Raw genomic sequence first — 11,406 nt, forward strand, 5'->3', positions numbered from 1 at the left:
TGGGCTACACGCGGCTGGCCGAACCGTTGCCCGCCGAAGGTGAGGTCTACCCGGTCGCTTTCACCAAGGCGTTGCCGCTCGGCCTATAGGCTTGCGAACGTGTCGGAGTCGACCGTCGGTTGGTTGATGCTCGCCGCTGCCGCAATGACATTCGTGTTCGGCGGCGCATCTCGGCTGTTCATCGGCCCGCCGTCGCCACACCAGAGGCGTCCGCCGGCTCGTGCATGTCTTCCGCCGCACCGGCGTCGCCCGGGTGCTGTTCGGCCGCATCGAGGAAGACGTCCTCGACGACGAACTCGACACGATGATCCTGATGCCCGCCATCGTGATCGCCTGCGGCCTCGCCCTGACGGCGGTGTTCCTGCTCGGCTACGACACTTTGGTGTGATTCACGGCTCCGCTGTGGAAGCCTGAAGCGCCTGTTCGGCCGCCTCCCGCACCGGCCCCCGCCACACCGGCCCGTGACCCGGCAACAGCACCTCGGCATCGAGGGCTGCCAGCGCACCCAGGCTCCGGCGGCAGCTCTCGTCGTCGTGGTTGAACAGGGACAGCAACAGCTGCGGTCCCGACCGAGGCGCCACCGGGTGATCGGTGATCAGCGCGTCGCCGCTGATCACCACCCCGTCCACGACGTAGGAGCAGTGCCCGCCGGTGTGACCGGGAGTCGGGATCGGCTTCGGCGTGCCGGGCAGCTGTGCCGCGATGTCTTCGGTCAGCGGCGCCGTGGTCGGGATGCCGGCATGGGTCAGGCCGCCCTTGCGGATGAGCGACACCGACCACTTGAGCCACTTCGGCTGCCAGACGTGAGCAGCGACATCGATCGGAGAGGCCTGTTCGAGGTACTCCCGCTTGGAGTGGCCGACCTCGTCGGCGTGGCAGTACACCGGGGTCCCGTGGGTCTCGGCGAACCAGATAGCCGTACCGAAGTGGTCGATGTGCGCGTGGGTCAACAGGATCGCGCGCACGTCGGGAACGCCGAACCCGAGCCGGCCCAGCGATTCGAGGACCTCCGCGCGGTGGCCGGGGTAGCCGGCGTCGATCAGCAGCACCCCGTCGTCACCGGTGACCAGCGTCCAGTTCACGAGGTCGGTCTGGGCGAAGTGGACGCGGTCGCCGACGGCCGTGAGGACGGGTGCCATCACGCGAGTGTAGAAAGATGGCATGGCTGAACTGAAACTGGGCTACAAGGCGTCGGCGGAGCAGTTCGCGCCGCGTGAACTCGTCGAACTGGCCGTCGCGGCCGAGGAACACGGCATGGACAGCGCGACGGTCAGTGACCACTTCCAGCCCTGGCGGCACGAAGGCGGACATGCGCCGTTCTCGCTCGCCTGGATGACCGCGGTCGGGGAGCGCACCCAGCGTCTCGTTCTCGGCACGTCGGTGCTGACTCCGACCTTCCGCTACAACCCGGCGGTCATCGCCCAGGCCTTCGCCACCATGGCGTGCCTCTACCCGAACCGGATCTTCCTGGGTGTCGGCACCGGTGAGGCGCTCAACGAGATCGCCACCGGATACGAAGGCGAGTGGCCGGAGTTCAAGGAGCGGTTCGCCCGGCTGCGTGAGTCGGTCAAGTTGATGCGCGAGCTGTGGCTCGGCGACCGCGTGGATTTTGACGGCGAGTATTACAAGACCAAGGGTGCGTCGATCTACGACGTACCCGAGGGCGGGGTGCCGGTTTACATCGCGGCCGGCGGCCCCGTGGTCGCGAAGTACGCGGGCCGCGCCGGCGACGGCTTCATCTGCACCTCCGGCAAGGGGGAGGAGCTGTACAAGGACAAGCTCATCCCCGCCGTGCAGGAGGGCGCCGAGAAAGCCGACCGCAACTCCGAGGACATCGACCGGATGGTCGAGATCAAGATCTCCTACGACACCGACCCGGAGCTGGCACTGGAGAACACTCGGTTCTGGGCGCCGCTGTCGCTGACGGCCGAACAGAAGCACAGCATCGACGACCCGATGGAGATGGAGAAAGCCGCCGACGAGCTGCCCATCGAACAGGTGGCCAAGCGCTGGATCGTCGCCTCCGGTCCCGACGAGGCCGTCGAGAAGGTCAAGGACTACGTCGGCTGGGGACTCAACCACCTCGTCTTCCACGCACCCGGGCACGACCAGCGGCGCTTCCTGGAACTGTTCCAGCGCGACCTGGAACCGAGGCTGCGACGCCTGGCCTGACGCCGCGAACCGGGCGAGTACATGAGGATTCTCGCGTCGGTGCTGGGTCTGCTGTCGCTGGCCGTCGCGCTGGCGTCGTTCGGGGCTCGCTATCTGCCGATCTCCGGGCATCCCACCCTGATCGTCGCTGCGGTGGCGCCCTACCTGGTGCTCTCGGCGCCGGTGGCCGTGCTGCTTCTCGGCCTGGGTAGACGCTGGCTGCTGACCGTGGTGGCGCTGGCGGTAACGGCCGGTCTGGTCTGGGTGTACCTACCGCGGTTCCACACCCCGGCCGCCGATGCCGCCGAGACTTCGGCCTCGGTGCAGGTGCGGGTGCTGACCGCCAACCTCGGTATGGGACAGGCCGATCCACCCGCACTGGTCGCGCTGGCCCGCGACACCGCCGACATCGTGGCGGTCCAGGAGATGACCCAGGAGGCCGCCGACGGGCTGTCGGCCGCCGGGATGGATGCGGTGTTCCCGCACCGGGTCGTCCTGCCCGAACGCCGGGCGTCCGGCATCGGCATCTGGAGTCGCCACCCGATCGTCAACTCCGGCCGGATCGACGGTTACGCATTGCCGATGCTGGGCGCGCGGATCCGGATTCCCGGCGTGGTGGTCGACACCACCGTGCTGTCCGTACACCTGGCGGCGCCGTGGCCACAGCCGATCGAGCAATGGCTGCAGGACATCGCGCAGCTTCCCGACACGCTGCGGGAGGTGGGGCAGGCCGCCGGCGCGGGGGCGGTGATCGTCGCCGGTGATTTCAACGCCACCACCGACATGGCACCGTTCCGGCGGCTGCTGGCGCAGGGATACGCGGACGGCGGCGCGCGGGCCGGGGCCGGGTTGGCCCGCACCTACCCGGCAGACGCCAGGTGGCCGCCCCTGCTGGGAATCGACCACATCCTGGTGAACAATGCCGCTGCGGCGTCGGCCACCACGGTCGCGGTACCGGGATCGGACCACCGCGGGCTGCGCGCCACCCTGCGGGTGCCGGTGGACATGACAAGCAGTTGACGGCAGGCTTTGACACGTGCCCGACGAGCTGAGCTCCCCGATGCCCGCCATCTACGTAGCCTCGCCGGAGGGTGACACCGGGAAGTCGACCATTGCGCTGGGCATTCTGCACCGACTTGCGGCGAAGGTCGCCAGGGTCGGGGTGTTCCGGCCGATCACCCGGCTGGGTGAGGGGCGCGACTACATCCTGGAGCTGCTGCTGGATCACACCACCGCGGGTCTGGCCTACGAGGACTGCGTCGGTGTCAGCTACCAGCAGTTGCATGAGGACCCGGACGCCGCGCTCGCCGAGATCGTCGACCGTTTCCATCAGGTCGCCGACCAGTGCGACGCGGTCCTGGTCGTCGGCAGCGACTACACCGACGTCGCGGCCCCCAGCGAGCTGTCCACCAATGCCCGCATCGCCGCCAACCTCGGCGCCCCGGTGGTGCTCGCCGTCAAGGCCAGAGGCCGCACCCCCGACCAGGTCACACAGGTGGTCGAGGTCTGCATGGACGAGATTGCCGCGCAGCACGCCAGAACCGCCGCGGTGGTGGTCAACCGGTGCGAGCCCGCCGAGATGGACGATGTCGCTGCGGCACTGCAGAATCTCGGACCCAGGACCTACGTGCTGCCCGAGGAACCGCTGCTGGTCGCGCCCTCGGTCGCCGAGCTGCAGACCGCGGTCGAGGGCACGGTGCTGCGGGGCGAGCCCGCCCTGCTGACCCGCGAAGTGCTCGACGTGCTGGTCGCCGGGATGACGGCCGAGCACGTGCTCGAGCGGCTGACCGAAGGCGTTGCGGTGGTCACCCCCGGCGACCGTTCCGACGTGGTGCTGGCCGTGCTCAGCGCCCATGCCGCAGAGGGCTTTCCGTCGCTGTCGTGTGTCATCCTCAACGGCGGTCTGCCACTGCATCCGTCGATCGAGTCGCTGGTGTCGGGTCTGGGGCTGCGGTTGCCGATCATCGAGACCCGGTTCGGCACCTTCGAGACGGCGAGCAGGGTCGCCGCCACCCGTGGCCGGGTGACCACCCAGTCGCACCGCAAGGTCGACACCGCGCTCGCGTTGATGGACGCCCACGTCGACACCGAGGATCTGTTGGCGCAGCTTGCCATTGTCACCCCCACGGCGGTGACACCGCAGATGTTCACCTATCGGCTGCTGGACCGGGCCCGTGCGGAGCGCAAGCGCATCGTGCTGCCCGAGGGCAACGACGACCGCATCCTCCGAGCGGCCGGCCGGTTGCTGCAGCGCAGTGTCGCCGATCTGACGATCCTCGGTGAGGAGTCCCGGGTCCGCGCTCGCGCGGCAGAACTCGGCGTCGACCTGTCCAGCGCCGTGGTGCTCGACCCGCAGACCAGTGAGCTGTGCGACCAGTTCGCGCAGCAGTACGCGAAGCTGCGCGCCCACAAAGGGGTCACCGTCGAGCAGGCTCGCGAGATCATCCACGACGTCTCGTATTTCGGCACCATGCTGGTGCACAACGACATGGTCGACGGCATGGTGTCGGGTGCCAGGCACACCACCGCGCACACCGTGCGCCCGTCGTTCGAGATCATCAAGACACTGCCCGACGTGTCCACGGTGTCCAGCATCTTCCTGATGTGCCTGGCCGACGAGGTGCTGGCCTACGGGGACTGTGCGATCGTCCCGGACCCCACCGCCGAACAGCTCGCCGACATCGCGATCTCCTCGGCCCGCACCGCCGCGCAGTTCGGCATCGACCCGCGGGTGGCGATGCTGTCGTACTCGACCGGGTCCTCTGGCACCGGCGCCGACGTCGACAAGGTCAGGAAGGCAACGGAATTGGTGCGCTCCCGGGACCCCGAGCTGATGGTGGAGGGTCCGATCCAGTATGACGCCGCGGTGGAACCGTCGGTGGCGGCGACGAAGATGCCCGAATCGAAGGTGGCGGGCCACGCGACGGTACTGATCTTCCCCGACCTCAACACCGGCAACAACACCTACAAGGCGGTTCAGCGCAGTGCGGGCGCAATCGCCATCGGCCCGGTGCTGCAGGGCCTGAACAAGCCCGTCAACGACCTGTCGCGCGGCGCGCTCGTCGAGGACATCGTCAACACCGTGGCGATCACCGCGATCCAGGCGCAGGGGTGAGGTCGTGACACGCACTGTGCTCGTCCTCAACTCCGGTTCGTCATCGGTGAAACTGCAGTTGGTGGAACCTGACTCGGGAGCGTTGCTGGCCGAGGGGATCGTCGAGCGGATCGGCGAGGATTCGTCGTCGGCCGGCCTGACAGTCGGGCAGACCACGGTGTCCCGTGACCAGCGGGTGGCCGATCACGATGAGGCGCTACGCGTCGCCTTCGAGCTGTTCGAGGAGGCCGGGGCGCGCCTGGAGGATCTCGGCCTCGTCGCGGTCGGGCACCGCGTCGTGCACGGCGGGCCCGACCTGTACCGGCCCACGGTGGTCGACGCCGCGCTGATCGAGCGGCTCGAGGAGCTGGCGCCATTGGCGCCGCTGCACAACCCACCGGCGATCCTCGGCATCGAGGTCGCCCGCAAGGCCCTGCCCGACATACCGCACGTCGCGGTCTTCGACACCGCCTTCTTCCACGACCTGCCGCCCGCGGCCGCCACCTACGCCATCGACCACGAGGTCGCCGCCCGGTGGAACATCCGGCGGTACGGGTTCCACGGCACGTCGCACCAGTACGTCAGCGAACAGGCCGCGGCGTTCCTCGCCGTGCCGCCGGAGTCGCTGAGCCAGATCGTCCTGCACCTCGGCAACGGGGCGTCGGCCTCGGCAATCGTCGGTGGCCGACCGGTGGAGACCTCGATGGGACTCACCCCGATGGAAGGGCTGGTGATGGGAACCCGGTCCGGGGACATCGACCCTGGCGTGATCACCTACCTGTGGCGCACGGCAGGCATGAGTGTCGAGGACATCGAGTCGATGCTGAACCGGCGCTCGGGGGTGCGCGGACTCGGCGGCGAGGTCGATTTCCGGGTGCTGCGCCGGCAGATCGAGTCAGGGTCCGAAACAGACCGGGCCGCAGCACAATTGGCCTACGACGTGTACATCCACCGACTGCGGAAGTACATCGGCGCCTACTTCGCCGTCCTCGGGACGGTCGACGTCATCACGTTCACGGCGGGCGTGGGGGAGAACGACGCCGCGGTCCGCCGCGACGCGCTCTCGGGGCTCGCGGCCTTCGGGATCGAACTCGACGAACACCTCAATGACAGCCCGGCCCGCGCGGCCAGGCGCATCTCACCGGACGGGTCGCCGACGACGGTACTAGTGATTCCCACCAACGAGGAGCTTGCGATCGCCCGGGCGTGTGCGCAGGTACTTGGCGGCTGACGGGTCGCGGGCCACGGGCAGTTCGCGTGCCGGATCGCAGATCCGCAACAACCGTCCGACGTGCGGACCGGTCAGCAACGTCCACTGCACCCCGACCCTGGCGCACATGACGTTGATGTTGGACAACGCGGCAAACCCCGACGCGGCGAAGAACTCGACGGTCTGCAGGTCGAGGATCAGCTGCCGGGACCCGAAGATCCGTCGTTCGACGTAGCGGGCGAGCGCGCAACTGTTGGTGGCGTCGACCTCGCCGTGAATGGTCACGAGCACCTTGGACGGGGGCAGCTGACGCGCAGAGAACGTGGCGCGGTGGTGTTCTTCGCGCAGATCGAAGGATCTCGGGTCCGGGCGGTACACCCGCTGTGTGCTCGGAGCCGGCAGAGATTCAGGTATGGACATGGTGGCCTCCGTCAGCCGAAACCTGGGAAATCGTGCTGTGGATGCCGTCAGGGAAACTGGCCCTGGCTTCTCAAAGCCGTCGATGACGTCACCAATTTGTTCTGCTGTTCTGGCTGGCCCATCAACCAGGTTGGCTCACGATACTACGGAATTCGTGGCTTGACCATAAGTCTGCCGGAACCAAGGAAAGCCGCTCTAACTGCAATGTTGCTGCACTATCTAGGTAATTTCTCCGGACGCCGGCAGCTGCCCTGCCGCATCGGACACATCAGCAACTGATTCCGCAATTGCTGGAGGATTGGCATAAAACATCAAACGTGTGATCATTTGACTCATGTCGGGTGAACTGGCCGGAAAAGTCGCGCGTCACGGGCACCAGCAGGGGTGTCGGCGTCGGCATCGCCCACGAACTGCTGCGCGCCGGGGCGACCGTGATCGGCTGCTTCCGCGCGCCACTCGACGCGATCCCCGGAGTCGGCGACGTCCCGGAGTGGGCGCGGCGATCCGCCCAGATGGTCTGCGACCAAGGCGATCACCACGCGATCGACGCGATGGTGACCGAGGTCGTCGACACCTACGGCGCGGTCGACATCCTGGTGAACAACGCCGGCGGCACCGTCCCGGCGCCACACGCCGAGGACGTGCCCGCCCTGGTCTCGCGCATCCAGGGTGCGCCCGCATCCGACGACGATTTCGACCGCACTGTGCTGTTCCACGCGTTCGCCGTGCAGATGAACCTGATCAGCCCGCTGCGGTTCGCGATCCGTGTCTACCGGCAGATGAAGCGCCAGGAAGGGACGGGGTGCATCATCAACGTCTCCAGCGGCGCCGGACACCCGGCCGGCTCGCCGACGCTGGTGTCCTACGGTGCGGCCAAATCCGGGCTGAACCACCTGACGAGATCGCTGGCCGAGGAATGGGGTCCACGAGCCCGGGTGAACTGCGTTGCGCTCGGTCCGACGATCACCGAGAACTTACGGTCGTTCGTGCTTCCCAAGGACGACCCCACCGGCGCAACCTATTTCAGCGCGCTGCCGCTGCGGCGCGGCGGCGAGCCAGCCGAAGTGGGCCGCACCTGTGTCTTCCTCGCCTCCGGCGCAGCCGATTTCATCAACGGCACCACCATCGAGATCGACGGTGGCATGTTGCCCGGGGTGCTCGACGAGGCGGGCCTGAAGACGATCACCGACCTGCTTTGAGGAGCGGATAATGCGCCGGATCATTCAGTTCTCCACCGGAAACGTCGGTGTGCACGCGTTGCGCAGCATCATCGAGCGCCCGGATCTCGAGCTGGTCGGTGTCCACGCGAGCAGCGCCGGCAAGCTCGGGCGGGACGCTGCCGAGCTGTGTGGATTGTCCGCGCCGACCGGTGTCACCGCCACCGACGACATCGATGCGCTGGTGGCCCTCGACGCCGACTGCGTCGTGTACACCTCCCAGGCCGAGACCAGGCCGACGGCGGCCCGCGACGAAATCAGTCGTTTCCTGCGTGCGGGCACCAATGTGGTCGGTACCTCTTTCGTCTGGCTGGTGGCACCCGAGCAGGCCGACGGCTGGCTGCGCGAACCGTTGGCCGCCGCGTGCGCCGACGGTGAGAGCACGTTGTACATCACCGGCATGGACCCGGGATTCTCCGGTGACACAATGGTGTTCACGGCCCTGAGCCTGGCGGCGCGTGCCACCGCGGTCACCGTCCAGGAGATCTTCGACTACGGAACCTACGACGACGCGGAGTTCACCGGGGTCAGCTTCGGTTTCGGCACGCGGCCGACCACACCCCGATCATGTTCTCGCCCGGAGTGCTGTCGTCGATGTGGGGTGCCCAGGTGCGCAGCCTCGCCGCGGACCTTGGGATCGAACTCGACGAGGTACGTGAGCGGCACGAGAAGTGGGTGACCCCGGAGCCCATCGACGGCACGATGATGCGCGTCGAGCCCGGACACGTCGCCGCAGTCAAGTTCGGTGTCGACGGCCTGCGCGCGGGATACCCCGTCATCACCATGGAGCACGTAAACAGGCTCACCGCGGCCGCCGCACCCGAGTGGCCGTTCCCGCCTGACGGCCATCCCGTTGTACACCGGGTCGTCATCGACGGCAGCCCGGGAATCGAGATCAACACCCACGTAGGGACTTCCGGTATCGATCACAACCAGGGTGGGGTGATCGCCACCGCCGCGCGGGCCGTCAACGCCATCGAGGCGGTGTGCCGCGCGCCGAGCGGACTGCTGGCCGCCGGAGATCTCCGCGCGACCGACCACGTCAGGGGTGTGATGTGGTGACGAGGAGACCATGACCGCACCGCGACGCCCAGCGACGGGGGGACAGGCGCGAGCCGAGCGCACCCGCGCCGCGGTGATCGACGAGACGGTCCGCTGCATCCTGGACGAGGGCTTCGCCCCGCCCAGCGTTCGACACATCACCGACCGCGCCGGCGTGACATGGGGAGTCGTCCAGTACCACTTCGGTGATCTCGACGGCATCCTGATGGCCGTGGTCGACCAGGGCTTCGGCGAGCTGCTCGACACGTTGGCCGATCTGTCGCCGGAAGCTGCGCGGCTGGACCCGCGGGCGCGGGTGGCCTTCGTGGTCGACGCGGTGTGGCAGGCCTTCTCCAGCGCGACTTCCCGTGCCGCCCTGGAGATCCTGATCTCGACCCGCGGCATCCGGGGCGACGCGGTGAACACCCACCTGACAGAGCTGATGGCCAAGCTCACCGATCTCGGCAGGCAACTCGGCGAAGGGCTGGCGGCACCCGACGCCACGCACGTCGGCAATCTCATCTGGAACACCTTGCGCGGCATCGTCATTGCGCAGATGACCTGGCCCGAACCGGTTGACCAGTCACGGGATCTGCAGACGCTGGTCGACGTGGTGAGCACCTACATCGCCGTGCAGTGACCCCGGCTCAGAACGTGGACATCGGTCGCACGCTGTTGGCCAGGTCGATCAGCGCGTAGCGGTGCGCCTGGGTCGGCGCGACCCTGGCGAGGTTGCGCAGCGCCGCCTCGACACCGAGCTGCAGGCCGTGCTCGGTGAACGGGAACCCGAGGATGTGGTTGGTGCTGGCGGTGTTGTCGGCGAGCCAGTCCATCGCGGTTCCCAGGACGAGCGCCCGGATCTGCAACACCCGCGGCTCGGTGTCGGGCAGCGCTTCCACCCGGCGCGCGGCGTTGCGGATCTGCTGCTCGGTGATCTCACTGGCAGAGCGACCGGACAGGAGGGTGACCGCACTGGTCAACCGTGCGGTGGTGAAGTGCCTCGAGGTGGCCGGCACCTCGTCGAGGGTCCGGACCGCCGCATCGCGTGCGCCCTGGGCGGACTGGGCGCGCGCCAGGCCGAAGCCGGCCGAGATGATGCCGTGGTCGGTGGACCAGACGGTGTCGTAGAACTTGCGTTCGGGCGCGGTCGACACGTCCGCGCCGGCCAGCTCGGCTGTCGCCGCCAGCGCCAGCTTCGGTGCCAGCTCGCCGGGCAGGGTGTCGAGCACCTCGGTGAAATGCTTGATGGCCGAGTCGTAGTCGGCGGTGAGCAGCTCGGAGACGGCACGGAACCACACCAGCCGCAACCGCCAGCCCACCCGCTCGGCGAGGTCGTCGAGCTTGCGGGTGGCTTTGGCGACGTCACCGAGGTCCAGCAGTGCGCGCACCTCCATCAGCGGCAGCTCGATCGACTCCGACAGGTCGATGCCCTCGGAGTCCAGCGCCCCGTGCCGCGCGGCCCGCAGCGAATCCAGCGTCTGAACCGGCTCACTGAGCACCGTCGCCGACAGCACCGCCGCGCCGACGTCGGTGGGATCCACCAGCGGCACCTGCAGCGCCCTGACGATCTCCTGCGCGGTGAGCTTCTCCGAATGGACCTGGCCGTCGAGGTAGACATCGGTGTGCGCGACCAGCAGGTCGACGCCGAACGTGGACCGGGACGGGCTGAACACCGTCGACAGACCGGGGCGCGGCACCCCGGTGTCGTGTGCGACCACTTCACGCAGCACACCCATCAACTGGCTGGCCATCTCCTCGGCGGTCCGGAACCGCCGCCGCGGGTCGGGGTCCGTCGCGCGACGCAACAGCCGGCCGAACGAGTCGTACTCGGCCAGCATCGGATCGTCCTCGGGCAGCCCGTCGACGTAGCGCCCCTTGCGGGTACGCAGATGCAACGTCAGCGCCGCCAGGGTGCGGCCGACCGTGTAGATGTCGGAGGCGATGGTCGGCCCGGTACGCACGATCTCCGGCGCCTGGTAACCGGGGGTGCCGTAGAGATAGCCGAACGAGTTGATCGGCGAGACCGCGCCGAGGTCGATGAGCTTGAGCTGGTCCTCGGTCACCATGATGTTCTCGGGCTTGAGGTCGTTGTACACCAGCCCGTTGACGTGCAGATAGCCCAGCGCGGGCAGGATCTCGAGCATGAAGCCGATGGCCTCGGCCACCGGAAGCCGGGTGCCCTCGGTCTGCTTGAGCCGGGTGGCCTGCTTGAGCGACGATCCGCCGACGTACTCCATGACGATGTAGCCGACCGGGTTGCCGTGCTTGTCGTC

8 protein-coding genes and 3 pseudogenes are annotated in these 11,406 nt (G+C 68.1%); 8 read left to right on the forward strand and 3 right to left on the reverse strand.

Features of this window, described 5'->3' with window-relative positions; translation table 11 throughout:
* The first annotated feature begins 126 nt into the window (after positions 1-126).
* Positions 127-388: pseudogene (locus tag WA944_RS05855) on the forward strand (hypothetical protein).
* A gap of 1 nt (position 389) precedes the next feature.
* Here WA944_RS05855 and WA944_RS05860 read toward each other — a convergent pair.
* The gene (locus tag WA944_RS05860) at positions 390-1,139 is read right to left on the reverse strand and encodes an MBL fold metallo-hydrolase (protein ID WP_526373728.1); all 750 of its coding nucleotides are present in this window, start codon (positions 1,137-1,139) and stop codon (positions 390-392) included.
* A gap of 22 nt (positions 1,140-1,161) precedes the next feature.
* Here WA944_RS05860 and fgd point away from each other — a divergent pair, with 22 nt between their 5' ends.
* From fgd to WA944_RS05880, 4 genes are read left to right on the forward strand one after another with little or no spacing between them, the layout of a single operon-like run.
* A complete protein-coding gene (fgd, locus tag WA944_RS05865) occupies positions 1,162-2,172 on the forward strand; it encodes a glucose-6-phosphate dehydrogenase (coenzyme-F420) (RefSeq protein ID WP_526373730.1) in 1,011 nt (336 codons plus the stop codon).
* Positions 2,173-2,193: 21 nt separating this feature from the next.
* Positions 2,194-3,171, forward strand: a complete 978-nt coding sequence (locus tag WA944_RS05870) for an endonuclease/exonuclease/phosphatase family protein (RefSeq protein WP_526373732.1) — start codon at positions 2,194-2,196, stop codon at positions 3,169-3,171.
* 40 nt (positions 3,172-3,211) lie between these two features.
* Positions 3,212-5,266 (forward strand): phosphate acetyltransferase, encoded by a 2,055-nt coding sequence (gene pta, locus WA944_RS05875; protein ID WP_526646542.1) that lies wholly within the window; start codon positions 3,212-3,214, stop codon positions 5,264-5,266.
* A 4-nt stretch (positions 5,267-5,270) separates the two neighbouring features.
* Entirely contained in the window at positions 5,271-6,476 is a 1,206-nt protein-coding gene (locus WA944_RS05880) for an acetate/propionate family kinase (RefSeq protein ID WP_526646538.1), read from the forward strand.
* Here the strand turns inward: WA944_RS05880 and WA944_RS05885 are convergent.
* Positions 6,411-6,875, reverse strand: coding sequence for an STAS domain-containing protein (locus WA944_RS05885; RefSeq protein WP_526373734.1), 465 nt, complete (start codon positions 6,873-6,875; stop codon positions 6,411-6,413). The two genes, WA944_RS05880 and WA944_RS05885, sit on opposite strands and share 66 nt — an antisense overlap.
* A gap of 334 nt (positions 6,876-7,209) precedes the next feature.
* On the opposite strand from WA944_RS05885, the pseudogene WA944_RS05890 reads away from it, so the two are divergent.
* The 3 genes and pseudogenes from WA944_RS05890 to WA944_RS05900 all read left to right on the forward strand — a co-directional run bounded on the left by WA944_RS05890 (position 7,210) and on the right by WA944_RS05900 (position 9,773).
* Positions 7,210-8,074 (forward strand): annotated as a pseudogene (locus tag WA944_RS05890) (SDR family NAD(P)-dependent oxidoreductase).
* 10 nt (positions 8,075-8,084) lie between these two features.
* Positions 8,085-9,154 (forward strand): annotated as a pseudogene (locus WA944_RS05895) (NAD(P)H-dependent amine dehydrogenase family protein).
* Positions 9,155-9,164: 10 nt separating this feature from the next.
* Entirely contained in the window at positions 9,165-9,773 is a 609-nt protein-coding gene (locus WA944_RS05900) for a TetR/AcrR family transcriptional regulator (RefSeq protein ID WP_526372699.1), read from the forward strand.
* Between the two features lie 7 nt (positions 9,774-9,780).
* On the opposite strand, the gene WA944_RS05905 is transcribed toward WA944_RS05900, so the two are convergent.
* The coding region (locus tag WA944_RS05905) for a tetratricopeptide repeat protein (protein ID WP_526646540.1) at positions 9,781-11,406 on the reverse strand (1,626 nt) is incomplete at its 5' end.

The organism is Mycobacterium sp. (assembly GCF_049683355.1).
Taxonomy (GTDB): Bacteria; Actinomycetota; Actinomycetes; order Mycobacteriales; family Mycobacteriaceae; genus Mycobacterium.

Bases quoted from the DNA above. Each gene is read 5' to 3' on its own strand.
- WA944_RS05860 (WP_526373728.1), bottom strand. From the start codon at position 1,139: ATGGCACCCGTCCTCACGGCCGTCGGCGACCGCGTCCACTTCGCCCAG.
- fgd (WP_526373730.1), top strand. From the start codon at position 1,162: ATGGCTGAACTGAAACTGGGCTACAAGGCGTCGGCGGAGCAGTTCGCG.
- WA944_RS05870 (WP_526373732.1), top strand. From the start codon at position 2,194: ATGAGGATTCTCGCGTCGGTGCTGGGTCTGCTGTCGCTGGCCGTCGCG.
- pta (WP_526646542.1), top strand. From the start codon at position 3,212: ATGCCCGCCATCTACGTAGCCTCGCCGGAGGGTGACACCGGGAAGTCG.
- WA944_RS05885 (WP_526373734.1), bottom strand. From the start codon at position 6,875: ATGTCCATACCTGAATCTCTGCCGGCTCCGAGCACACAGCGGGTGTAC.
- WA944_RS05900 (WP_526372699.1), top strand. From the start codon at position 9,165: ATGACCGCACCGCGACGCCCAGCGACGGGGGGACAGGCGCGAGCCGAG.